Here is a 25,319-nt window from a genome sequence, read left to right on the forward strand (position 1 = left end):
GGGCAAAATCATATAAAGATGACGGTGATGCAGGAAGGTTCGCTTTTGTTTAACTGCATAGCCTTTAACCACGGAGAATACCTATCGCAAATAAAAAAAGACGTACCTTTTGATATTTGTTATAATATTGAAGAAAATATTTGGCGCGAAAAACGCAGTATACAGTTGAATGTAAAGGGAATTAAATTTAAGTAAAAATTCAAAAGTTAAAAGTCAAAAACCGCGGCGCGCTACAGACTTTTTAATTTTGGCTTTTTAATTTTGAATTAAAATATGAATCTAAGAGCAGAGAATCTAATCAAAAAATATAAGCAGCGTGCTGTTGTGAACGATGTATCCTTCAATGTTTCGCAGGGCGAAATAGTAGGTTTACTTGGACCAAACGGTGCAGGCAAAACCACATCGTTTTACATGATAGTAGGGTTGATAAAACCTAACGAGGGCAAAATATATTTAGAGGATGAAGATATAACCGGCGACCCCATGTACCGCCGCGCGCAAAAAGGTATTGGCTACCTGGCGCAGGAGGCATCGGTGTTTCGTAAGCTAAGTGTAGAGGATAATATTAAAGCCGTATTGGAAATGGGCAAGATGTCCAAAATACAGCAGGAAGAAAAACTGGAAACCCTGATAGATGAATTTAGCCTGCATAAAGTGCGCCGTAATCGTGGTGATCTGTTGTCGGGTGGTGAGCGGCGGCGTACAGAAATTGCCCGCGCCTTAGCAGCCGAGCCAAATTTTATTTTATTAGATGAACCCTTTGCCGGGGTTGACCCAATTGCGGTAGAAGAGATACAAGCTATGGTAGCCAAATTAAAGCACCGCAATATTGGCATATTAATAACCGACCATAACGTGCAGGAAACGCTGTCTATTACCGACCGTGCATATTTGCTGTTTGAGGGTAAGATATTGGAATCGGGCGTGCCCGAAGTGTTGGCAGAGAATGAGATGGTACGTAAAGTATATTTGGGTGCCAACTTTGTATTAAAAAGAAAAACATTTGCTCATTAACGCTTAACCGCTCATGACAATTTTTAACTCTGTTTTTACCTGGTTCATGAAAAAGCGAATCCACCAGATTGAGCTTTTCATGAAATACCCCAACGAGGTACAGGAAGAATGGTTTGAACAATTGATATCGCGGGCAGAGAATACAGAGTGGGGCAAAAAATACGGTTATAAAAGCATTACCAACCTAAACGAATTTAAAGAACGCGTTCCTATACAAAATTACGATACGCTTAAACCCTACATTGAGCGCATGCTTAAAGGTGAGCAAAATGTACTTTGGCCGTCAGAAATAAGGTGGTTCGCCAAATCATCGGGCACCACCAGCGACAGGAGCAAGTTCATCCCCGTTAGCGAAGAATCATTAGAAGAATGCCACTTTAAAGGTGGCAAGGATCTGCTCACCATCTATTTCAACAATCGCCCCAACTCTAAAATGTTTACGGGTAAGATATTAACGCTGGGCGGTAGTCAACAAATGAGCCAGCTGAGCCCGGATACAGCTTTTGGCGATCTATCAGCGGTTATTATGAAAAACCTGCCGCTTTGGGCCGAGTTTCATCGCACCCCCCACCTGGATATCGCCCTGCTGGAAGACTTTGAAGAGAAAATAGAGAAAATGGCTTATGCCACCAAAGATGTTAATGTAACCAGCCTTAGCGGCGTACCCACCTGGAACCTGTTATTATGCAAACGCATACTTGAGATAACCGGCAAAAAAAACCTGTTGGAAGTTTGGCCCAATCTGGAGCTGTATTTTCATGGCGCAGTTAACTTTACACCCTATCGCGAGCAGTTTAAAAAACTGATACCAAGCGAGGATATGTATTATTTGGAAAACTACAATGCCTCCGAAGGTTTTTTCGGGATACAGGATACAGTAGAGCCCGGCGAAATGCTGCTGATGCTGGATTACGGCATATTCTACGAGTTTTTGCCAACCGAAAACTTATACGACGAAAACCCACAAACCCTTACACTTGATGAAGTGGAGCTGGATAAAAATTACGCGCCAGTCATCAGCACCAATGCCGGGTTATGGCGCTATTTAATTGGCGATACTATCAGGTTTACATCATTGGTGCCATACCGCATACAGGTTACCGGCCGCACTAAACATTTTATAAATGCCTTTGGCGAAGAGGTAATAATAGACAATGCCGAACGTGCCTTAGAGGAAGCCTGCAGCCAAACCGGCGCTATTATTCGCGAGTATACCGCCGCTCCTGTTTATTTTAAAGATAATGAGTGCGGCGCGCACGAATGGCTGATAGAATTTGAGAAAAATCCCGACGAATTTGAGCGGTTTGTTGACATACTGGACGAAACCCTGCGTCGCATTAACTCCGACTACGATGCCAAACGTTTTAAAGACATGGCACTGCGCCGCCCCATAGTACGCAAAGTACCCGAAGGAACCTTCTTTAACTGGATGAAGGAAAAGGGCAAACTGGGCGGCCAGCATAAAGTACCACGATTAGCTAATAACAGGGAATATGTTGATGCTATTTTGAAAATGATGGAGCTGGTGAGGTAGATTATTTACTGGTTTACTGGTTTTATAAACATATTTTAGTCCGAACTAACATTTGTATCTTGCATCATTGAAATAATTTATGACCACCAAACCATTCAACCGCCCCATACGTGTATTAGTTGCTAAAGTAGGTCTTGACGGGCATGACCGCGGCGCGCGCATTATTGCCACTTCGTTACGCGACGCGGGCATGGAGGTAATTTATACCGGCCTGCGCCAAACGCCCGAAATGGTGGTTAACACCGCCCTGCAGGAGGATGTGGATGCTATTGGCATCTCTATTCTATCTGGCGCGCACATGACGGTTTTTCCTAAGATCCTTGCGCTTATCAAAGAGAAAAAAATGGATGATGTATTGGTTACGGGTGGCGGCATCATCCCGGAAGATGACATGAACGCGTTAAAAAAACTGGGCGTTGGCGAGCTTTTCTCCCCGGGCACCACTACACATGATATTGTAAAATATATTACCGAATGGGTGCATCAGCATCGTAATTTTTAACTTTACGGTATGGCTTACCAAAACTTGTTAATTGATCTAAAAGAGCGCGTATTATACATCACTATAAATCGCGAAAGCAAACTCAACGCGCTAAACAAAGTTACTCTTGCCGAATTGCATACAGCGATAGTTGAAGCTTTTGCTGATGAAAAGGTTGGCGGTATAATCATTACTGGCGCCGGCTCAAAAGCTTTTGTTGCCGGTGCAGATATTGCCGAATTTATTAATTTGGATATAAACAGCGCCCGAGAACTATCGCACGAAGCGCATACCAAAGTTTTTGACCTCATCGAAAATGGCAACAAGCCTGTTATTGCGGCGGTTAATGGCTTTGCTTTAGGCGGAGGATTGGAACTGGCTATGGCCTGCCATATCCGCATTGCGTCTGACAATGCCAGGATGGGTTTGCCCGAAGTAACACTGGGCCTTATCCCCGGTTATGGCGGCACGCAACGTTTAACGCGGTTGGTTGGCAAAGGCAAAGCGCTGGAAATGATTATGACTGCTGATATGATAACCGCTGCCGAAGCGCATCAATTGGGTTTGGTTAATCATATAGTGAGCCCGGAAGAACTATTATCTAAAGCCGAAGAGATCCTGCAAAAAATATTGGTCCGTGCGCCTTTAGCCATCGCAGCGGCAATTACCGCTGTTAATGCGTCCTTGCGCGATGGCGTTAACGGATTTGAGATTGAGACAGACGAATTTTCTAAATGTTTTAGCACCGAAGATTTTAAAGAGGGAGTTGCCGCATTCCTTGAAAAAAGGAAAGCTGATTTTAAGGGGAGGTAGCGAATCTTGTTACACGCAATAGTGAAACAAAATGTAACAAGTGAAACAAGATTTTGACTTAAACTATTGTCTATGAGACTATTGCGAAAAAGTGATGTAACAAAATGTAACAACTTATTCGTCAGTATTTTTAAGTATAATTTTAAGTTTTTTTCATTGATAATCAAATAATTACAAATTGACGTCATTTAGGAGTGGTGAAACAAATATTTGAAACAAGTGAAACAAAATCACTTGAAGAATTTCGCGAAAATTTATAACTTATAATCACGCCCCCCTTTTATTTTATGTTCACTTCTTCATTAAAATGCCAGTTTTTTATTTCATCAAAAAGACAATTTGAATCGATTTTACATTGCCCTGACCAAAATTCATATTTAGTCAAAAAATAAATCGTTATTAATCAATCGATTGAATAATCATGACATTTGAATGAAAAATTGTATTTGATTTATGCTGTTACTTTGCTTCGTGTTAAACAAACACACAACAATTTAATAACATATAATCATGAAAAGTACATTAAAAATTTCAGCACTTGTTTTAGCCTTAGCAGGTTTTACCCTTGGCGCTAAAGCACAAACCACTCCTACACCTACCACAACAACTTCAGGCGGTGTTCGTTACAGCATCGGTGTCGATGCAGGCATCCCTACCGGAAAATTATCTGATAATTATAATTGGAACCTTGGCGGTTCTGTACAAGCAGATATCCCGGTAGCCAGCAAATTATTTATTACAATAAATGCAGGGTACGATAATATCTTCGCTAAAAATGTTGCAGGCGCAACAGTATCTCCGGCTGATATCCATCTATTACCGGCAAAAGCAGGTTTAAAGTACTTCCCGGTAAGTAATTTTTACATCCAGGGAGAAGCCGGTGCAGCATTTGTTTTGAATAAAACTGCTATAAATGCCGATAATTCTACTGCCTTTATTTACGCACCGCAAGTTGGTTACCAGTTCCCGTTAGGTGGTAAAAACTTTTTAGATGCAGGCGTACGTTATGAAGCAAGTACCAAACTTGTAAGCACAAATAGCGACAGCAAGGTTAACTTCTTGGGTCTGCGTGTAGCTTATGGCTTCTAATAAAAAATAACTCACAACTACCTATGACAAAAAACGCCCCGTAATTGGGGCGTTTTTTTTGTATCACCCCCAAAAAAAACATAACTTTTTAAAATTTAACATTTTTTCACACCGCTTTATAACAGGTTAATGAAAACTGATATTAGCTTTGCAGAAATTTTATAATTGATCAATAAAATCAAGGTACATTATACGTTGTTAATTCATTATCCGTTTAACACATTAATCTGAACAATAAAATATGAAAACCGCCCTTAAATCATTTATCTATTCGTTATTTTTTATACTTTTTTGCCTTACAGCAAATGCCCAGTCATATGTTGATACGCTTCGCATAGGCGGGGGTGTACAAGGAATGGCAGGAAATGGAAATTTTGGCACTGGTGTAAACACAGCTGTAAATGCTCAGGCAGCTGCGGCTTATAAATATGGCGCGGGTATTTTTATTCATGCTGATGTTCCGCTAATTGAGCATTTCAATCTTTCAGTAAGTGCAGGGTATAATACTTTTTTTACAACTTCCAATATTGGCACAAGTCAACAAGCTATAACAGGCACTACATCGCCAAATTTTGAAACCATCCCTTTAAAATTAGGCATAAAATGGTTTTTAGGTAAGAAATTCTATTTTCAGGGTGAAGCCGGCGAAACCCTTTTGGCCAACAAAGCTGCCTTATATGCAGTATATAGTAACGCTTTTACCTGGTCGCCGCAAATGGGCGTATTAATACCGCTTAATAAGAAACGCACCTATATTGATGGCGGTGTAGGTTATGAAAACTTTCAAAGTTTTTATAATGACGGTGCCAAAAATAATTTTTGGGCTATCCATATAGCTTATGTGTTTAATTTATAGTTATAGTAATCCGGTTTGTTTTTTCGCTTAAATTAATTACCTATAAACCGACAACAAATATTCCATTCCTTTATAAAAAATTACTGGAATTAGCATTTTTGTGTAACTTGACAAATTAATACGTTATCGGTTAACTGTAATTGCTAATATGAAAAAAATTCTCATCGTAGATGATGAAGTAAACGTTGCGTTATTACTATCAAAGTTTTTAACACGTAATGGCTTTACTGTGAGTACCGCATCAAGTGGAAACAGTGGTATGGAACAACTCAAAAATGAGGAATTTGACCTTGTTCTGTGTGATTACAGGCTGGAAGATACCGATGGCCGCGAAATGCTGCGGAAAATAAAAAGCCAATACCCAAACACCGGTGTTATTATAATTACAGGCTACTCAGACATTAAAATGGCTGTAGAGCTGATAAAGATGGGGGCTTATGACTATATAAGCAAGCCTTTATATCCTGATGAAATATTAAATACCATAACCAAAGCTCTTGAAACGCGGCAGGCGCTGTTTGAAGGTGAGGATGATGTGGCCGTTGTTACTAAATCCAATAAAAAAACAGTGCTGGCAGATGGTGTTGTAGTTGGTACAAGTCGTGCGTCAAAAGAGCTTTCCAGGCAGATAGAATTGGTTGCGCCAACAAATTATAGCGTTATTATTTTAGGCGAAAGCGGCTCGGGTAAAGAAGAAGTAGCTAAAAGTATTCACCTGCATAGCCACCGCAGCAACCAGGCATTTATTGCTATGGATTGCGGCTCACTTACAAAAGAATTGGCGGCCAGCGAGTTTTTTGGCCATGAAAAAGGCTCATTTACAGGCGCGTTCACTACAAAAATTGGCCACTTTGAAATGGCAAATGGCGGCACTTTGTTTTTAGACGAAGTTGGCAATCTATCCTACGAGATACAAGCAGCTTTATTACGTACCGTACAGGAACGTAAAGTAAAAAGAATAGGCAGCACCAAAGAGATTGATTTGGATGTACGCATTATTGTGGCTACAAATGAAAACCTGGTAGAAGCTATACAAAAAGGACGGTTCAGGGAAGATCTGTATCATCGCTTTAACGAATTTAGCATATACATGCCGCCTTTGCGCGAGCGTGGTAATGATATTATGCTGTTTGCAGAATATTTTTTACAAGCAGCAAATAAAGAGCTGGACCGCAATGTAACCCACTTTTCGCCCGAGGTGGTTGAATGTTTTATGAATTATAGGTGGCAGGGTAATGTGCGCGAATTGAAAAACATAGTGCGCCGTGCTGCGTTAATAAGCGAGGGTAGCGAAATAACTACCAAAGCTTTGCCGCTCGAAATATCTAATTATAAATTACATGTAACTGATTATGACCAGCAAACCAGCCATAATCAATCTAACAATTATAACCAGCCTAATAATTACAATCAGTCTGCACCTGAATCCAATAAGGTAAAAGAAATAAGGCACGATTTGAAAAATGCTGCTCAGGAAGCCGAGTACGATACAATTTTAAGGGTGCTGCGCGAAGTTAATTTTAATAAAACCCGGGCCGCCGAGATATTAAATATCGACCGCAAAACGCTTTATAATAAAATGAAAGGCATCAATTTAAAATAGCATAATGAACGATAAACCCGTTGATACCGAAACTATGCGGATGCTTCGGCATGATATTAAAAATCAGCTTTCAAATATCCACCTGGCATTAGAAACTTTGCGGTATGAAATACCCCACCCTACCCCAGACTGTACATTTTGCATTGAAACCATATTTAGCGGCGCTGAAAAAATAAATGACCTCTTAAACAGCCCGAATAAAACTATTTAGTGTTTCTTTGTTTATAGTATTGTACACTCAGCACAATTAATGTCTATTTTTAATTATAAGCAGCGTAATACTATTATACTGGTCAGCATTATTGTGTTGGGCTGCTTTATATTATATGCATTAAGCGGGCTATTTAGCGCCATCCTTGGTGCAATTGTGCTATTTACTATCTTCCGGCCATTTTATTTGTACATGGTTGATAAAAAAGGCTGGAACCGAACGGCTGTTGCACTTATTATTATTTTCACCTCACTCATTGTTATCGTTTTACCTTTCCTGGCATTAAGCTTTATGGTTATAGGGAAAATATCAAACCTCAACAGCAGCAATTTCCCTATACAGGAATGGATGATAAAAATTGACGCTTTTGCGGGAAATACCTTTAAACAGCCGCGCCTTGCCGAAAACACATTGCAAAAGCTGGGCGTTTATGCAACTGATCTTTTTCCATCCATATTAGGCAGTGCGGCAAACATTATTTTAACGCTGCTGGTATTGTATTTTCTGTTGTATTTTATGTTTGTACAGATCAAGGAGTTTGAAAATGGCTTGCTTAAATATGCGCCTTTTCGCGAGCAATACGCTTTAAAATTTGCAGATGCTTTGCGCAGCTCTACCTATTCAAATGTTTTAGGGCAAGGTATAATAGCGCTTACCCAGGGAACATTATTGGCCAATGGCTTTTGGCTATTCGGCATCCCCGATCCTGTATTTTGGGGGGTAATAGGTTCATTTATTGCATTTTTACCAGTTGTAGGAGCTCCCACTCTATGTATACCGGCAAGTATTATCCTCTTTACCAGCGGCCATACCGTAAAAGGCATATTGCTGTTAGCCTATGGCTTATTGTTTATTGGCAATATTGATAATGTATTGCGAATGATCATTAATAAACGCGTAGCTAATACACACCCTATAATATCAGTAATAGGCGTATTTATAGGTTTACCTTTATTTGGGATATTAGGATTGGTATTTGGCCCATTATTGTTATCTTACTTTTTATTGCTGATAGAGATATACGAAACTAACCGCATGGCTGCCGACAGATTGGAACGAATAAGAAGCGAAACCGACAATTGACCACAGTATTGATTAGTTTTGTGAACAATTTACAGGCTAATGCAATTAAAAATTAAATAATTATAGCTAAATAGCCCCCAAATATTGGATTAACTATATTTGGCAAGATATTTAATCGTTATAAAACTAAATGTTCAACATAAAAACCTGTTTAATATGAATGATAACACAAAAGTAGTTGTAGCCTTACTTGCAGGGCTTGCAGCAGGAGCGGCGTTGGGAATATTGTTTGCTCCGGATAAAGGTGACGAAACACGCGACAAACTAACCGAATCATTAAAAAACCTTGGCGACTCTATAAAAGAGACAGCAGCGGCAGAGATTGATAACCTTGTTGGGTTTAAAGACAAAGTTGTAGAGAATATTAAAGGCAAAATAAAAGGCGTCGACGAAGAATATCAGGATGACCTGGAACACGCATAAATCAAGTCTATAATCTTAAGTCTTTAGTCATAACTGACTCAGGACTTAAGACTTTAGATTTACGACTAAACCAACCATGGAAGAAGCCAAAAAAGAACCACAACCGCCACTAATCGACCAGCTTAAGGAGTATGCTGAAATTCGCCTTAAACTGGCGAAATATAAAGCTATTGATGGCGGCTCGACAATTTTTGCCGGTTTAATTGCCGATGTTGTTGTTGCTATAAGTATGGTACTGGCTTTTATATTTGCCAGTTTTACCTTAGCCTTTTACCTGTCGCAGTTGCTTGATTCTTTATGGGAAGGGTTTGGCTGCGTTGCATTGATATACCTATTGATAGCCATTATTATAAAGGTTAATAAAAAAAGTATTGAAAAGCCAATTGCCAACGCCTTTGTGCATAAGATATTTAAAAATAAAAGCAATGATTAATCTGCCTATTAATAATCATAATGACTTAAAGAACGAGATATTGCGTTTACAGGGCTTGGAGCGCGAACAACGCATTGCTATAAAACAACGCTTTAGCAGTCCCGGTGCATTGTTTTCAACTGTATTTTCTTTATTTGGCAAGGGAGGCAATCAGTTTGGCGATAAAGATGGCAGTATATTTAACCAGGATTTTTTAGGTGTAATATCCCGCTTTATATTGCCATTTACTTTAAATAAAACCATATTCCGTAATTCCAACTTCCTGGTAAAAGCGCTGGTTGGCCTGGTATCGCAAAAAGCCTCGCACTATATTTCAGAAGATTCTGTAGAGGGCGTTTGGGATAAAGCCAAAGGCTTGTTTGGCAAGGTTAGTCATCTTTTTGATAAATCAGCCAAAAAGAAAACGCCTGAGGTTACCTCTTTTAGGAAAATAAAGAAGGATTAATAAACCACAATTTGTCATTCTGAGCGATAGCGAAGAATCTTCTACGCGAGATAAGAAAGACGGTTACCTGTCAATTATAAGATCCTTCGCTATCGCTCAGGATGACAAACCTAATTAGAATGGCTTCCTACAATCCCAAAAAGTGATCAAACGTATCACTTCTGATACCCAACCGCAGCGTTTCTAATGGAATACAATCCGCCGGGGCAATATTACCCAAACTTACATTTGCACCTATCAGCTTAATAAACCAAACCTGTTGTGCTTTTTGCGGGGCCTCCCAGATTATACTTTGCTCTGGTATTTGTGTAAGTATCTCGTCAACCAATCCCTGCCTTACCTCTCCCGAATCGCGGTAGATGCCCACATTACCGCTTTCGCGGGCCTCGGCAATAACTTTCCATGATCCGGCTTCCAGTTCGGCCTTCATTAACTGTATCCACTTATAAGGCGCGAATATTTTCTGCACGTCTTTTGATCCTACTTCAGATATCACCGTAACCTGCTTAGCCAGCTTGCGGATGTATTCGCATTTCTCGTCGTGATCAATAGTTATTGAGCCGTCTGATACTTCGGCATGCTGTAACTTGTATTTATCCAGTATGCGGCAATAGTCATCAAACTGCCCGCGCACAATCATGGCTTCAAACAAAGTGCCGCCAAAATAAACCGTGATGCCGGCTTCCTGGTACATAGCTATTTTTTTATCCAGGTTAGGCGTAACGTATGACGTTGCCCAACCCAGCTTAACAATATCGGTATAAGTGCCGCCCACCTCCAAAAAATCTTCAACCTGCCTTAAACTAAGGCCCTTATCCATAACCATGGTAATACCACTATCACGTGGTTTTTGAATGCGTTCGGGAAGATTATTGATGGTATAGTTCATAAAAACAATATTGTTGTGTTGGCTGTAAAAGTCATAAAAAAAAGCTAAAACGGGAAACGTTTTAGCTTTTTTAACAGCAAATTAACTATTACTTAGCGTATCGATTAATTATATCCAATATCACCTTGTTTTCCTGCAATTGCGGCAGGTAGTCAAATAATATATAATGTTTTTCCGGGTCGGTAGTCAAAGCCTGTTCCAAATGGCTTAACGCTTCGTTATACTCGCCTTTAGCAAAAAGGTAGGCTACCATGCGGTAGTACAATTCTGCCGCTTCCGGGTTGTTTTTTATAGCTTGCGACATGATCTCGATAGCACCAACCAATCTTTTTTGCTCATATAATATAGATGAGTAATCCAGCCAGGCATCAATATCCATTGGGTTTAGCTCTACCACTTTTTCGTAAGCCTCTTCGGCTTCGTCCATATGGCCAAGTTTATATTCCGCGTCGGCAATGGCAAACCAATAATCAGCATTAATCAGATCAAGATCAAGCGCTTTTTTATAAAAGTGCAGGGCCTCAAAATAACGTTCTTCAAAATCAAGCGTAACACCTATACCAAACCATGCATCAGCCAGCTTAGGATCCATTTTAACCGATTTTTTATAAAAGGCCCGTGCATCATCCATCTGCTCCAGCTTTTCATAGCATTCGCCAATGGCGCAATAAGTATCAGCATTAGGCTGCTCATACTCAAAAGTATGCCGATAAACTTCAATAGCCTCGGCATATTTTTCCAGGTTAACCAACGCGTTACCCTTATTAAAGTAAGCAGATGCAAAGCTGTCTTTTATCAGGATGGCATAATCGTACGCGTCAATAGCCTTTTCAAACAGGCTAAGCTTGGTAAACGCGTTACCCAGGTTATACCACGCGGCATAACTGTACGGCTCTGTATCTATATACTGCTGGTAAAACTGAACGCTTTCTTCCTGGTTATCCAGCACATCATAACAGAAGGCCAGTTCATATAAAGCATCCTGGTTTTCCATATTTTGCTTAAGGCAAAGCTTTAAGTAAGTAATGGATGTTTCGTAATCGCCCATGTTTTGGTAAACATAGGCTATATGCAGTAGTACTTCGTCGGTTTCTTCGGCAAGGCCAAGGGCCTTTTCATAATTCTCAAGAGCCTCGGCATAACGCTCCATACTCTCGTACATATTACCGCGGATGATATATATATCCGCGTCAGACGCTTCGAGCATTGCTGCTTTATCTAAAGCCGCAAATGCCTGCGTGACATGATTGGTAATAGCTAAAAGCTGCGCTTGCTTAATTAAAAATACAGCGGCAAAAGGATGTTGATTAATGGCATACTCTGTTACCTGCAGCGCCTTGGCGGGATCGTTCTTTTCGATGTAATAATCGATAATGTTCTCAAACGCCTGGGCATCAAAAAAGTACTGGTCATGATTACGTATCATTTCCTCGTACCGTTCTACCGAAAACTTTGGATCTTCGGTAAAACCAAATTCAAATTCTTCTTCCATTCAATAGTGTTTCAGAACAATGGGCTTAATATGCAACTTTTATGTCACTTACCAAGCTTTAGCTGTGTTTAAATTACAAGATAAAGCACCTGTAAAACAATTTAGTTTTCAACATACAAACATTTTCAACATCGTTATTTGCAAAGCCTTGATTACTAACACTAAGCAATTGATGGCAATAGGATGAGTCGATAATAATTGCCTTAAAGATTTTTTACCTTTGATAGTACAAAAGTAACGAATTATGAGCGTGGATATTACAGAAACACTAAAACATTTACATATAGATAACATAAATCATGCTTACAGCACAGGCAATTTATGGAGCAGCGGGCCAAATACTGCGGTTAAAGATGTCATCTCGCCTGTAGACGGGCAAAGGATAGCGTCTGTTAATATCGCTACCGAAAAAGAATATAATATAGTAGTGGAACAAGCTGCCAAAGCATTTATTAATTGGCGCACCATTACTGTGCCTAAGCGGGGCGAGATAGTGCGCGAGATTGGCAACGCCCTGCGCGACAACAAAGCCCATTTAGGTAAGCTGGTGTCATATGAAATGGGCAAGAGCCTCCAGGAAGGCATGGGCGAGGTGCAGGAAATGATAGACATTGCCGACTTTGCCGTAGGCCTAAGCAGACAGCTTTACGGCCTAACCATGCACTCTGAACGCCCCGAACACCGCATGTATGAGCAATATCATCCTTTGGGTATAGTAGGTATTATATCCGCGTTCAACTTCCCCGTAGCGGTATGGAGTTGGAACGCCATGCTGGCCTGGGTTTGCGGGGATGTTTGTATCTGGAAACCGTCAGAAAAAACGCCGCTAACCGCTATTGCCTGCCAGCATATTGCGCAGGCCGTATTTAAAAAACATCATATTGACGAAGGTGTATCCTGTTTAATCATGGGCGACAGGAACATTGGTGAATTAATGGCGAATGATAAACGCGTGCCTTTAATATCGGCCACCGGCTCAACCCGCATGGGTAAAGCTGTAGGCGCGGCAGTTGGCGCACGTTTGGGACGTAGCTTGTTAGAGCTTGGTGGTAACAATGCCATAATTATAACCGAAAATGCCGATCTGGATATGGCGCTGATAGGCGCGGTATTCGGCGCCGTGGGTACAGCCGGACAACGCTGCACCAGCACCCGCAGGCTAATTATCCATGAAAATGTTTACGACGCGTTTAAGCAAAAACTGGTAAAGGCTTACGGGCAGATACGTATTGGCAATCCGCTGGATGAAAATAACCACATGGGGCCGCTGATAGATCATGACGCGGTGAAGCTTTATTTAGACAGCATAGAAAAATGCAAAGCCGAAGGCGGCCGGTTTGTAGTTGAAGGTGGCAAGCTGGAAGGCGAAAACTATTCATCCGGCTGTTACGTTAAACCCTGCGTGGCCGAAGTGGAAAATTATTTTAGTATGGTACAGCATGAAACATTTGCGCCCATACTCTATCTAATAAAGTATAAAACGCTGGATGAAGCTATTACTTTACAAAACGGTGTGCCGCAAGGTTTATCATCAGCCATCATAACCAACAATTTACGCGAGGCAGAAACGTTCTTATCCAACGCAGGCTCAGATTGTGGAATTGCCAACGTTAACATAGGTACATCCGGGGCGGAAATTGGAGGCGCCTTTGGCGGCGAAAAAGAAACCGGCGGGGGCCGAGAATCAGGATCAGATGCGTGGAAGGTTTATATGAGGCGACAAACCAACACCATTAATTATTCAACAAAATTACCCTTGGCACAGGGAATTAAATTTGATTTATAGGCCTTTTTGAATTGCTATTTTTATATTACACAAAATTTAGATACATGACTAATTTCCGGAATTACATCTTCGGTTCCGCGCTATGCGGAGCTTTGCTTTTAAGTTTAAATATTTCAGCGCAAATTGCTCCGGCCACGCCGGTTGATCCGCCAAAAAACTGGCACCTGATGGACCTGAAGACCGACGGATTTTACGGCATCAGCTTAAATAATGCCTACCAGTTTTTAAAAGGTAAAAAAAGTAAGACTGTTGTAGTAGCTACTATTGACAGCGGTATAGATACCACTCAAACAGATCTGAAAAGTATTCTTTGGGTAAATAAAAAAGAAATACCAGGTAACGGTATTGACGATGACCATAATGGTTATGTAGATGATGTACACGGCTGGGATTTTCTGGGCGGCCCGGGCGGCAAAGTTGATTATACCGAAACTACTGAGGAAATAAGAGAGTACAACCGCTTAAAACCTAAGTACGAAACCTTAACCGCGGCACCTGCGGGCAGCGAAAAAGAATACGCCTATTGGTTAAAAGTTAAAACCATCCATGATGAAACCATAACAAAATCAAACGGCGAGATCCAACAGCTTCAACCAATGATGGGTGCTTTAATGGCAACCAGCGGCTATATTAAAAGAGAATTAAAATTGAGTTCGTCATCTACCTTTAATAAGGCCGACCTGGTTAAATTAAATACCGCTAACGATACCATTGCCCAAAGCAAGGGTATATGGGCCTCTGTTTTTGAGCAGGAAAGCGGCGACAACGGAAAAATAATTAAAGAGCTAAGTGAATATCTGACCAAGCTTAATAACGATGTTAACCCTGACCTTACTACCCGTAAAAGTATTGTTGGCGATAACCCCGACGTGCAAGACGGCAAACCTTATGGAAACAACATCTTAAAAAATCCCGATGCATCGCACGGAACAGGCGTTGCCGGCTTAATTGGCGCTGTGCGTAATAATGGTTATGGTATTGATGGCGTTGCCGATAATGTGCGCATAATGAGCATAAAAGCTGTACCTAATGGCGATGAGTATGATAAAGATATTGCTAACGCGATACGCTATGCGGTTGATAATGGCGCCAGGATCATTAACATGAGCTTTGGTAAAAAAATATCGCCCCATAAAGATTGGGTTGACGCAGCTTTTAAATATGCAGCCTCAAAAGATGTGCTACTGGTACAGGCATCAGGCAATGACAACCAGGATGTAGATGAAAAACCAGAGTTCCCGAATGATATGTTTGCTGATGGTTCATCAACAGATGCGGATAACGTAATATCGGTAGGCGCGTCGGCTGCTAAGTTAGACGAAAATCTGGCGGCTACTTTTAGTAATTACGGTAAAAAGAATGTTGATGTTTTCGCGCCGGGGGCAAAAGTAACCTCGATAGATATGGATGCCGAATTTAATACCGCGGATGGCACCAGCTTTTCATCGCCTATCACAGCAGGTTTAGCTGCGCTGATATTGGAGTACTACCCCGATCTGAGCGCCAAACAATTAAAGCAGGTTATCCTTGCATCGGCAACCCCGCTAACCGGTACTATGGTGCTAAAACCGGGCAGCAAAACCGAAAAGGTTGATTTTACAACGCTATCAAAAACAGGTGGTATTGTAAATGCTTATAAAGCTATCCAGTTGGCATCTAAGTTAAAGGGAGAAAGGAAATAGTAGCAGCAACAAAGCTTTGACAATTTTTAAAAAGTTGTCAAAGCTAACTCCTACACTGCAACTTAAACATTACAATACGCTGCAATTGCAATTAACACATCATTGCTTATATTTGCGTTCCAAAAAAACATCATTTTAATTAATACGATGAGAGAAATACAGTTCAGAGAAGCACTTCGTGAGGCCATGGTTGAAGAAATGCGCAACGATGATAAAATATACCTGATGGGTGAAGAGGTTGCCGAATATAACGGGGCCTATAAAGTTAGCCAGGGCATGTTGGATGAGTTTGGTGCTAAACGCGTAATAGATACACCTATCTCTGAATTAGGCTTTGCCGGTATAGGCATAGGGTCGGCCATGAATGGTTTAAAACCTATTATCGAGTTCATGACCTTTAACTTCTCGTTAGTGGCTATTGACCAGGTGATAAACGGCGCTGCCAAAATCATGTCGATGAGCGGTGGTCAGTTTTCTGTACCAATCGTTTTCCGCGGCCCAACAGGTAACGCGGGTATGTTAAGCTCGCAACACAGCCAGTGTTTCGAAAACTGGTATGCTAACTGCCCGGGGCTGAAAGTGGTTGTACCATCAAACCCTGCAGATGCTAAAGGCTTATTAAAATCATGCATCATTGATCCCGATCCTTGTATTTTTATGGAGTCGGAATTAATGTATGGCGATAAAGGCGAAGTACCTGAAGAAACTTATTATATCCCAATTGGCAAAGCCGCAGTAACTAAAGTAGGTACCGATGTAACACTTGTTGGTTTCGGCAAGATCATGAAAGTGGTTAATGCTGCTGCTGCCGAACTGGAAAAAGAAGGCATCAGCGCCGAGGTTATAGATCTGCGCACAGTTCGCCCTATTGATTACGAAACGGTTATTAACTCGGTTAAAAAAACCAACCGCCTGGTATTGGTTGAAGAAAGCTGGCCTTTAGGCTCGATAGCTACCGAAATTGCCTTTAAAGTACAAAAAGACGCGTTTGATTATTTAGATGCACCTATACTACGCATTATGGGTGGCGATGTACCATTGCCGTATGCCCCAACCCTAATACAAGAATACCTGCCAAACCCCGAAAGAGTTATTAAAGCAGTTAAAGAGGTAATGTATGCTACCAAGTAAAATATATTAGAAACAAAAAAGCCTGTTATTTTCATAACAGGCTTTTTTGTTTCTAATCATTCCTGACGATTTTCTTTTATTTAAACGTCACACTAGTTTTACCCATAGTATAACCATCGGCATATAACAATACGGTATAAGTGCCTTTTTGAAAAGGTGATCCATAGGTCCAGTCAACCGTATAATTAATGCCATCATCTTTAAAATCAATTGATGTTTTATAGGTCGATTGCAGGTCCTGACCATCGGCATTAAATGTACCGCTATCGGTGCCTGTTATCAGGTTACCTGTTGGATCAATAATACGTAGATAAATATCATGCGATCCTTTTGCTGCCACAGCATTGCTTGCCACAGTAAAGTTGATCTTTAGCTTATTAACGTTTTTAGCTTTAGTCTCGTCAACTTCCTTACCATTCTTTTTAACCTTGTACCCAACGACGCTTGTAGTAGCAACTTTTAAAGCCGAGGCTACTTTTACCTTGGTATCCAAATCCTGATTTTGTTTTTCAAGTGTGCTGGCCTTTTCGCTAACGGTTGTCAGATTGGTTTTTAAAGTATCCCTTTCGGTAGTTAAATTAGTATTTTGTTTTTTAAGTTCATCAATATCAGCAGTGTACTTGGTAACAAAGTAGCGCAGCTGTTTTACATCTTCCTGTGCCTGGCTCAGCTCGGCTGCGGTTAGTTTACCTTTAGCTAAGGCAACCCTTAGTACTTTTATCTTGGCTTTTAATGAGTCGTTTTTTGCTATCATCTCTGCCGTCATTTTTGTTTTACCTGTATTAACCTGCTCAATCTGCGCCTCTAAGCTATCCAGTTCAGTTTGCAGGCGGGTTTTTTCATCGGCTTGATAGGCAATTTTAACATCAGAATTATTTTTCTTCATGTATAAATACACGTCGGTGCCTAATAATGCAATTATTACTACTATCAAAAAGTAAATAACATTCGAATTTTTTTTAGGCTCTTGTCCTTGTTGATTCTCCATAAAAGTTAGTGATTTTAGTTCTTAAATAATTAATAATTAAATCCGGGTTAACTAATCCGGGTAATTGTGTCTTTATTAATAAATAACCTTAATAAGTTAGTTAATTTGCTACGGCATTTATTATTGTTAGTTGTTATTAACGTAATAATGAAAAAATTATGATAAAGTTTTACTAAGGGATATTTTTTTATAGTTGGTTTTGATAAAAGTAGTTACAAATTGATTAAAACGCAATTATTATTTGCTATAATAAAGTGCCTTACTAATGAGTTTATATCTTTGCAGTTTTTAAAGTAAGCCGTTTAATGTATCGATTTCGCCATTTTATATTTCTTTTAGCGCTCATTATAACTAATTTGGCGCTTATTATAACTAAGGCAGGGGCCCAAACAGACTCATTGGCTAAGCTTAAATACCGTACTGACCCAAAACGCGAATTCAGAGGTGTATGGGTAGCCACCGTAGTAAATATTGACTGGCCAACCAGCACCAGGCTTACTACCGATCAGCAGAAACAACAGCTTACGGATATACTTGACGCGCACCAGCGTACCGGTATTAACGCCGTTATGTTCCAGGTGCGGCCCGCCGCAGATGCTTTTTATTCAAAAAGTAAGGAGCCGTGGTCAAGATGGCTTACCGGCAAACAAGGGCAGGCACCCGCACCTTTTTATGACCCGCTTGATTTTGCCATTACCGAGGCTCATAAACGCGGTATGGAGCTGCATGCCTGGTTTAATCCCTATCGCGCTACTATGGATGGCAAGTTTAATTTATTGGCTGCCAATCATATCACCAATTTAAAGCCCGAATGGTTCTTTACTTACGGTGGTATTAAACTTTTTAATCCGGGCCTGCCTGAAGTGCGCAATTACATTGTACAGGTAATTTTAAATGTGGTTGATAATTACGACGTAGACGGCATACATATGGATGATTATTTTTATCCATATCAAATTGCAGGGCAAAAAATAAATGATTCGGCAACGTTTAAACAATATGGCGGTGATTTTGAGGATATTAAAGATTGGCGCCGCGACAATGTGAACCAACTAATAAAAATGCTTAGTGACAGCATACACAAGCATAAACCGCACATGAAATTTGGAGTTAGTCCGTTTGGAATATGGGCCAATAAAGCACAAAATCCGGAAGGATCTGATACGCATGGCGGCGATTCTAACTACGAACTTTATGCCGATTCGCGTAAATGGATAAAAGAAGGATGGGTAGATTATATAAACCCACAAATGTACTGGCCCATTCATTACCGCCTTGCCGCGTTCGAGAATCTGCTAAGCTGGTGGAGCAATAACACTTATAACCGGCATTTATATGTGGGCCAGGCAGCCTATCGTATAAATGAGCGCGGATCATTAGCTATGAGACAACCGGCCGAGTTGCCTAACCAGATAAAACTGCTGCGAAACAACCCGCGGGTGCAGGGCAGTGTATTTTTTAGCTCGACCTCATTAACCAGCAACAAGCTTGGCTTTACAGACTCGCTCCGTTTAACTTATTATAAGCACCCAGCTTTACAGCCTGTAATGCTTTGGTTAGATTCAATAGCGCCTAATGTGCCGCAAAATCTTATCGCTACAAAATTGGTTAATAACCATGTTCAGCTAAAATGGGATACCCCATTACCCGCTAAAGATAACGAACCGGTTTACGGCTATGTGATCTATCGGTATGAAGGAACAGAAAAGATAGATGTGGGTAGCCCGGCAAATATTTTGCATATACAGTATGATGCTACGCCAATTTTTATTGATACCACCACTCAGCCTGGCAAAACCTATTTATATGTAATAACGGCGATAGACCGGTTAAAGAACGAAAGCGACCGAACGCCAACCATTGCTATTACTATCCCCCTATCCCTCTCCAAAGACTAATAGCTCAATAACAAATTGTGGCAATTTCCCAGGGTTTTATTACAATAAAAAAGTTGATTTAGTGTTTCACAAATTAATGAAACACATGAAACACTATTTTGGGTTAACCTATTGATATATAGGAATTTAATAAAATAAGTGAAACACTTTGAAACAGTACAAAAACTTTAGGTAAACGCACATAAATACCTTATAATAAGTGTTTTATGACGTTTTGCCTATTTTTGCAAATTTGGGGTGAAACACCCCTATGTGAAAACACTTTTTTTGAAATGAAATGGCAAGGGTTTTTTATTTATCTTGCCCCCTTATTTTAACTTTTTGATGCTATTATGAGGGCTGTATTACAACGCGTTTCGCAAGCAAGCTGCAAAGTTGATGGTAATATAACCGGCCACATTGGCACGGGTTTTTTGGTATTATTGGGTATTGAAGATACCGATACTGAAGATGACCTGCAATGGCTGGCTCAAAAAATAACTGGTATGCGTGTTTTTGGCGATGAAAATGGCCTGATGAATAAAGCATTGGCCGACGTGGATGGCAATATATTGCTGATATCGCAATTCACACTGTTTGCGCAAACTAAAAAGGGTAACCGGCCATCATTTATTAAGGCTGCAAAGTCAGATAAGGCAATACCGCTATATGAGCAAATGCTAAAAACACTGGATGCCTTAACCGGTAAAAAAACCGCTGCCGGCATTTTTGGAGCCGATATGAAAGTAAGCTTGGTTAATGACGGACCGGTAACAATAATAATAGACACGAAGAATCGCGAATTTTAGCGAATTTCACGAATTTACATTCAATTATGACTCTCGAAGAAGCACAAAAACTGGTTGACAGTTGGATAAAAACAACTGGTATCCGTTATTTTAACGAGTTAACCAATACCGCCATATTAATGGAGGAGGTTGGCGAGGTCGCCCGCATCATGGCGCGGCAATATGGTGAGCAATCCTACAAAAAATCTGATACGGAAGTTAACCTGGCTGATGAAATGGCCGATGTGTTATTTGTGCTGATTTGCCTGGCCAATCAAACCGGTATAGACCTTACAGAGGCCCTGCAAAAAAATATGGAAAAGAAATCCATCCGTGATGCCGACAGGCATAAGAATAATGAAAAGTTGAAGTGAATATCTTATACAACTTACTATAAGGATTTGGTAGTATAAGATTTCTCTTTCGCGCCACCCTCATTTCCGCCCCGGCTCTATCGAAATGACATTTGTTTAGGAAAGATGTATAGAGTTAATTACTGCAACTTAACCAGTCTATCCCCATCTAAAATAGGTATAGCGGTAGTCAGGTCTACATTTAAACAAAAAGCAATATCTTTTTCAATACCCAGCGCTTTTAAGCGTTCGCTATGTGATGTTTTTTTGAGGTATTTATCCAGGTCATCTTTAGCTACGTGGTAAAGATCATTAGCCGCTGTCGCCGGATCATCAACCCGGAAACCGCTATCTTTTAATTGCTCAACAACTGCTCCTGCAAACAGGGTATCTTCCAGGTTAAAGTTGTTTTTCCAGCCCGAGCAAACCAGTAAAATATTTTCGTTTTGCTGCTTTAGCCAGTTGCAAATAGCTGTTAAGTTTATAAACGAGCCTAATACAATTTTTTTTGCCTGGCGAGATAGGTGCAGGGCATGGGTGCCATTGGTAGTGGTTAATACAATTGTTTTGCCCGCAACTTTTTCTTTGGTATAAGAGAAAGGCGAATTGCCAAAATCAAACCCGGCAACTATTTCGCCATCGCGTTCGGCAGCTAATAAGTAGTCAACGCCCTTTTCGCGGTAAGCGCTGCACTCTTCTACCTGCGATACCGGAATAATGGCTTCGGCACCATTTTCAATACCATAGCAAATGGATGTAGTGGCTCTGAAAATATCAATTATCACTACAATATAATCTTCTACTTTATAAAGTGGTATAAGCGCAGGGGTAAGACAAACTTCTAACCTTTTTGCTTTGGGTATATTTAATTCCTGACTCAATATCTTATTTATAAAATGGTGGCTTAACTATTTTAGCTTTAATACTGTTATCGCGTATTTTGATGTATATCTCGGTACCTTCTTTGGCAAATTCGTTTTTTACATACCCCATGCCTATGGCTTTTTGTAATGATGGCGATTGTGTGCCCGATGTTACCTTGCCTATAATATTACCATCGGCATCAGCTATCTCATAATCATGGCGGGGTATGCCGCGGTCTATCATTTCAAAACCAACTAGCTTTTGTTTAACGCCCGCCAGCTTTTGTTCCTGCAAAGCGGCCGAATTGGTAAACTCTTTATTGAATTTGGTCACCCAGCCCAATCCTGCCTCTAACGGCGAGGTCTGGTCGTCAATATCATTGCCATATAAACAGAAACCCATTTCTAAACGCAGCGTATCGCGTGCGCCTAAGCCAATAGGCTTAATGCCAAAAGGTTCGCCGGCTTTAAATATGGCATTCCAAATAAATGCGGCATGCTCATTATCAAAATACAGCTCAAAGCCACCCGCACCGGTATAACCGGTTGCAGATATAATTACGTTATCAATACCGGCAAACTTGCCTTTTTTAAAGGTGTAGTATTCCATTGATGCCAGGTCAATATCAGTAAGGCTCTGCAAAGCCACGGCAGCTTTGGGGCCCTGTACGGCCAGTAGCGAGGTGCGGTCTGATATATTTTTCATCACCACATCATCCGTATTAAACCCGCTTATCCAGTTCCAGTCTTTCTCTATGTTAGACGCGTTAACTACCAGCATATAGGTTTTATCATCAATACGATATACCAGCAGATCATCAACTATACCACCATCTTTATTAGGCAGGCAAGAGTATTGCACCTTGCCATCATACAATTTTGCGGCATCATTGCTGCTTACCCGTTGTATCAAATCTAACGCCTTATCTCCCTTTAATATAAATTCGCCCATGTGGCTCACGTCAAACACGCCTACCGCTTTTCGTACAGTTTCATGTTCGGCATTAATACCTGCATATTGTACAGGCATATTATAGCCCGCGAATGGCACCATCTTGGCACCTGCCTTTATATGGGTTTCACTTAGCGCAGTATTCTTCATACAAAATTATATTTGGCTCAAAAGTAATAAAAATGCAACTAAGGTTGCCTGCGATTGCAAAAAGGATTTCGGCGAGAACCTAATGGCAGCACGTTTTGTTTCACGCGAGGGTGAAGCAAATGAAACAAGCTTTTTTATTAAATGCCTGTAAATAAGCTATCTATTAAAAAGTGATGAAACAAAATGCAACAACTTATTCGCCCCATTACTTTTTCCTTGATGAAAAAGTAACAAAAAATCAAGTCAGCAAAGAGGCTTCTTTGCGCACAGGGCCTTTGCCCTGCAAATCAGGTAAAACCACGGGCTGCATAATTTTGCTATCTCGCAAGGGCCATTCCCCGGGCAAAAAGACGCTATGCCCCTCCCCGCACTCATGGCCAGCAGTTTTACCTGCTTTCTCCCGAAGCTTATTTGCTGACACTTTGCTCAATAAACCGAAAATGTGCGTATCAAAGAAAAATGAAAAGCGAGTAAAGGCCTGTCAGCACACGCGGCCGGGAGTCTGGCCTGTGAAGTGGCAGCGATTGGCTGACTTGATTTTTTGGTTCTTTTTCATCTAAGGAAAAAGAACTAGGCCTCCGCGGCTATGAGCGGTGGATGTTGACAGTGGGAATACAGCTCATTTATGAGTCGATAGTAGTTGTTATAATTGAAATAGCTACTACGAGCACCAAACCTCATAAAACTTAACCAAGTTAGCCGTCACCACATTTATGTCATGCTCTTTTTCCAGTAAACGGCGCGCGTTTTGGCCCAACTGTAAGCAAAACTCTTCATCTCTTATACAGCGTTGTATGGCATTAAAAAACTCCTCGCGGTTATTAGCTATAATAAGATCATGACCATTTGTGTAATTAATGCCTTCGGCACCAAGCGATGTGGATATAATACATTTTTGCATAGCCATCCCCTCAACTATTTTTACCCGCATACCCCCACCTGATAGTAGCGGAACGATCATGATAGATTTGCTGTTTACAAACTCAAGCGCGTCATCAACCTCACCTTGTATAAATATTTTTCCCAGGGCTTCGTAATCATCAAAACGGTCGGGTATATCATTTCCTGCCACATACAGTTTTACAGGCAGGTCGCCACCCGTTAGCTCTTTGAAGAAATTATCCAGGAACCACTCCATACCCTCACGGTTGGGCAGCCAATCCAACGATCCTAAAAAGAAAAGGCTTGGAAATTCGGTTTTGCTAATATCAACAACATATTTTTCAAGGCTTAAACCTACCGGTAATATTTCGATAGGCACATTTATGCCATATCCTAATAAGGTGCTTTTATCTTGCTGGGTAAATACAGCTATGGCATCAAATTTATTTAACTGCTGCAGCTCATAGTTTTTTATACGTTTGGCATGCATCCTTAGGTAGGATTTTTTAAACGGATCTACCTTTTGCATAGACAGCCCCTCCCATATCTGGTTCTCTATATTATGCGCGCGATATATCAATTTAGCTTTAGAGTACTTTCTTACAGCAGGCAGATACAATGAAACCAATAAACCTTCAAACTGGATAATATCATAATTTGTATTTCGCAGTTCGCGTATCAGCACTTTTTCAAATTCCGGGTCGTAGTACCGGTCTATATTAAAGGATGTTTTGCTAAACAAATTAACCGCTACACCAAACAGGGTCACCGTGGTATCAATGTCATAGGCCCGATACTTTATTTTACCAATCAGGTCATCATCAGGCAGACGGCTTTCGTAATTGTTTTTTTTTGCATTAAGGGCAACTAAAGAAACTTCATGCCCTAAATTGACCAAGCCTTTAATGGTATTAGCTACCACTATAGCATAGCCGCCATTTTGCGGAAATGGTACACGATGGCTTAATATTAAAATCTTCAATTACCTGGGGTTTTTAACAAAAATACTTTAATTAGGCTATAGAATCAAGGTGTAAGCCTTATAATCAGCAAAAAGTAAAAACTTAAATGTGTAAGTTAGATTATCGTGTTATTCGACATTAATAGTTTTACTATTTTTCGGACTGATGTTTTTCCTGCCATTGTTGGGCGAATGATTTGCCGGCAACTTTTGGCATTTCCCTGAAATGGCCCCAGGTTTTTTTGAAGAATTTTCGCATCAGGAAGTTTTTGGTTTTACCGCTAAAAAAATCTTCTAGTTTGCGGCTCAACATACCCTTCTTCCATATGGCCCAGCCCCATTTTTCTTTGCGGGACACCAGGCCTTCATTAACAGCATCCCTGCGGTTAAGCAGCAGCATTTTATGAATATCAATTTTTACGGGACAAACCTCGGTACATTTACCGCATAGGCTCGAGGCGTAGCTTAGGTGCTTAAAGTTTTCCATCCCACGCAAATGCGGCGTGATGATAGAACCTATTGGCCCGCTATAAGATGTAT

At 40.6% G+C, this 25,319-nt stretch carries 25 protein-coding genes and 2 pseudogenes; 20 read left to right on the forward strand and 7 right to left on the reverse strand.

Annotated elements, in window-relative coordinates; genetic code table 11:
- From JWP71_RS04540 to JWP71_RS04600, 13 genes and pseudogenes are all read left to right on the forward strand, one after another.
- Positions 1-195: pseudogene (locus JWP71_RS04540) on the forward strand (single-stranded-DNA-specific exonuclease RecJ); the annotation flags it as partial.
- Positions 196-273: 78 nt separating this feature from the next.
- Positions 274-1,014: an LPS export ABC transporter ATP-binding protein gene (lptB, locus tag JWP71_RS04545; protein ID WP_299497547.1), complete on the forward strand. Its 741-nt coding sequence runs from the start codon at positions 274-276 to the stop codon at positions 1,012-1,014.
- Between the two features lie 13 nt (positions 1,015-1,027).
- Positions 1,028-2,548 (forward strand): GH3 auxin-responsive promoter family protein, encoded by a 1,521-nt coding sequence (locus tag JWP71_RS04550; protein ID WP_299497548.1) that lies wholly within the window; start codon positions 1,028-1,030, stop codon positions 2,546-2,548.
- 79 nt (positions 2,549-2,627) lie between these two features.
- Complete coding sequence (locus JWP71_RS04555; protein ID WP_299497550.1) at positions 2,628-3,050, forward strand: cobalamin B12-binding domain-containing protein; 423 nt, start codon at positions 2,628-2,630, stop codon at positions 3,048-3,050.
- A gap of 9 nt (positions 3,051-3,059) precedes the next feature.
- Complete coding sequence (locus tag JWP71_RS04560) at positions 3,060-3,842, forward strand: enoyl-CoA hydratase-related protein (protein WP_299497552.1); 783 nt, start codon at positions 3,060-3,062, stop codon at positions 3,840-3,842.
- A 510-nt stretch (positions 3,843-4,352) separates the two neighbouring features.
- Positions 4,353-4,931 (forward strand): outer membrane beta-barrel protein, encoded by a 579-nt coding sequence (locus tag JWP71_RS04565; RefSeq protein ID WP_299497554.1) that lies wholly within the window; start codon positions 4,353-4,355, stop codon positions 4,929-4,931.
- A 241-nt stretch (positions 4,932-5,172) separates the two neighbouring features.
- Entirely contained in the window at positions 5,173-5,787 is a 615-nt protein-coding gene (locus JWP71_RS04570; protein ID WP_299497555.1) for a hypothetical protein, read from the forward strand.
- Positions 5,788-5,935: 148 nt separating this feature from the next.
- On the forward strand, positions 5,936-7,390 hold the full coding sequence (locus tag JWP71_RS04575; RefSeq protein WP_299497556.1) for a sigma-54 dependent transcriptional regulator: 1,455 nt from the start codon (positions 5,936-5,938) through the stop codon (positions 7,388-7,390).
- Positions 7,391-7,394: 4 nt separating this feature from the next.
- Positions 7,395-7,601, forward strand: coding sequence for a hypothetical protein (locus tag JWP71_RS04580; RefSeq protein ID WP_299497557.1), 207 nt, complete (start codon positions 7,395-7,397; stop codon positions 7,599-7,601).
- Positions 7,602-7,640: 39 nt separating this feature from the next.
- Positions 7,641-8,684 (forward strand): AI-2E family transporter, encoded by a 1,044-nt coding sequence (locus tag JWP71_RS04585; RefSeq protein WP_299497558.1) that lies wholly within the window; start codon positions 7,641-7,643, stop codon positions 8,682-8,684.
- A gap of 156 nt (positions 8,685-8,840) precedes the next feature.
- A complete protein-coding gene (locus tag JWP71_RS04590; protein WP_299497559.1) occupies positions 8,841-9,107 on the forward strand; it encodes a YtxH domain-containing protein in 267 nt (88 codons plus the stop codon).
- 76 nt (positions 9,108-9,183) lie between these two features.
- The gene (locus tag JWP71_RS04595; RefSeq protein ID WP_299497560.1) at positions 9,184-9,540 is read left to right on the forward strand and encodes a phage holin family protein; all 357 of its coding nucleotides are present in this window, start codon (positions 9,184-9,186) and stop codon (positions 9,538-9,540) included.
- Positions 9,533-9,985 carry a hypothetical protein gene (locus JWP71_RS04600; protein WP_299497561.1) on the forward strand — a complete coding sequence of 151 codons (453 nt, stop codon included), beginning with the start codon at positions 9,533-9,535 and terminating at the stop codon, positions 9,983-9,985. The genes JWP71_RS04595 and JWP71_RS04600 overlap by 8 nt, the downstream gene beginning before the upstream one ends.
- A 127-nt stretch (positions 9,986-10,112) precedes the next feature.
- Here the strand turns inward: JWP71_RS04600 and JWP71_RS04605 are convergent, their stop codons facing one another.
- Together JWP71_RS04605 and JWP71_RS04610 are read right to left on the reverse strand one after the other, a co-directional pair.
- The gene (locus JWP71_RS04605; protein ID WP_299497562.1) at positions 10,113-10,874 is read right to left on the reverse strand and encodes a phosphosulfolactate synthase; all 762 of its coding nucleotides are present in this window, start codon (positions 10,872-10,874) and stop codon (positions 10,113-10,115) included.
- Between the two features lie 88 nt (positions 10,875-10,962).
- A complete protein-coding gene (locus JWP71_RS04610) occupies positions 10,963-12,366 on the reverse strand; it encodes a tetratricopeptide repeat protein (protein ID WP_299497563.1) in 1,404 nt (467 codons plus the stop codon).
- Positions 12,367-12,610: 244 nt separating this feature from the next.
- Between JWP71_RS04610 and JWP71_RS04615 the strand changes: the two genes are divergently transcribed.
- From JWP71_RS04615 to JWP71_RS04625, 3 genes are all read left to right on the forward strand, one after another.
- Positions 12,611-14,152 (forward strand): aldehyde dehydrogenase family protein, encoded by a 1,542-nt coding sequence (locus tag JWP71_RS04615; protein WP_299497564.1) that lies wholly within the window; start codon positions 12,611-12,613, stop codon positions 14,150-14,152.
- Positions 14,153-14,196: 44 nt separating this feature from the next.
- Positions 14,197-15,834 (forward strand): S8 family serine peptidase, encoded by a 1,638-nt coding sequence (locus tag JWP71_RS04620; RefSeq protein WP_299497565.1) that lies wholly within the window; start codon positions 14,197-14,199, stop codon positions 15,832-15,834.
- A 132-nt stretch (positions 15,835-15,966) separates the two neighbouring features.
- Positions 15,967-16,965: a pyruvate dehydrogenase complex E1 component subunit beta gene (locus tag JWP71_RS04625; RefSeq protein WP_299497574.1), complete on the forward strand. Its 999-nt coding sequence runs from the start codon at positions 15,967-15,969 to the stop codon at positions 16,963-16,965.
- Positions 16,966-17,041: 76 nt separating this feature from the next.
- Here the strand turns inward: JWP71_RS04625 and JWP71_RS04630 are convergent, their stop codons facing one another.
- Complete coding sequence (locus JWP71_RS04630) at positions 17,042-17,953, reverse strand: hypothetical protein (protein ID WP_299497566.1); 912 nt, start codon at positions 17,951-17,953, stop codon at positions 17,042-17,044.
- Between the two features lie 305 nt (positions 17,954-18,258).
- On the opposite strand from JWP71_RS04630, the gene JWP71_RS04635 reads away from it, so the two are divergent.
- The 3 genes from JWP71_RS04635 to JWP71_RS04645 all read left to right on the forward strand — a co-directional run bounded on the left by JWP71_RS04635 (position 18,259) and on the right by JWP71_RS04645 (position 20,992).
- Complete coding sequence (locus tag JWP71_RS04635; protein ID WP_299497567.1) at positions 18,259-19,851, forward strand: family 10 glycosylhydrolase; 1,593 nt, start codon at positions 18,259-18,261, stop codon at positions 19,849-19,851.
- A 332-nt stretch (positions 19,852-20,183) separates the two neighbouring features.
- On the forward strand, positions 20,184-20,639 hold the full coding sequence (dtd, locus tag JWP71_RS04640; RefSeq protein WP_299497568.1) for a D-aminoacyl-tRNA deacylase: 456 nt from the start codon (positions 20,184-20,186) through the stop codon (positions 20,637-20,639).
- 26 nt (positions 20,640-20,665) lie between these two features.
- Entirely contained in the window at positions 20,666-20,992 is a 327-nt protein-coding gene (locus tag JWP71_RS04645; RefSeq protein ID WP_299497569.1) for a nucleotide pyrophosphohydrolase, read from the forward strand.
- A 119-nt stretch (positions 20,993-21,111) separates the two neighbouring features.
- Here the strand turns inward: JWP71_RS04645 and JWP71_RS04650 are convergent, their stop codons facing one another.
- Positions 21,112-21,852, reverse strand: a complete 741-nt coding sequence (locus JWP71_RS04650; protein ID WP_299497570.1) for a 2-phosphosulfolactate phosphatase — start codon at positions 21,850-21,852, stop codon at positions 21,112-21,114.
- Positions 21,853-21,856: 4 nt separating this feature from the next.
- Positions 21,857-22,936: a glycine cleavage system aminomethyltransferase GcvT gene (gcvT, locus tag JWP71_RS04655; protein ID WP_299497571.1), complete on the reverse strand. Its 1,080-nt coding sequence runs from the start codon at positions 22,934-22,936 to the stop codon at positions 21,857-21,859.
- Between the two features lie 173 nt (positions 22,937-23,109).
- Here gcvT and JWP71_RS04660 point away from each other — a divergent pair, with 173 nt between their 5' ends.
- Positions 23,110-23,496 carry a hypothetical protein gene (locus JWP71_RS04660; protein ID WP_299497572.1) on the forward strand — a complete coding sequence of 129 codons (387 nt, stop codon included), beginning with the start codon at positions 23,110-23,112 and terminating at the stop codon, positions 23,494-23,496.
- 101 nt (positions 23,497-23,597) lie between these two features.
- Here the strand turns inward: JWP71_RS04660 and JWP71_RS04665 are convergent, their stop codons facing one another.
- Positions 23,598-24,800 (reverse strand): glycosyltransferase family 4 protein, encoded by a 1,203-nt coding sequence (locus JWP71_RS04665; RefSeq protein WP_299497573.1) that lies wholly within the window; start codon positions 24,798-24,800, stop codon positions 23,598-23,600.
- Between the two features lie 130 nt (positions 24,801-24,930).
- Positions 24,931-25,319, reverse strand: a pseudogene (locus JWP71_RS04670) ([Fe-S]-binding protein); the annotation flags it as partial.

Source organism: Mucilaginibacter sp. (genome assembly GCF_028287845.1).
Taxonomy (GTDB): domain Bacteria; phylum Bacteroidota; class Bacteroidia; order Sphingobacteriales; family Sphingobacteriaceae; genus Mucilaginibacter.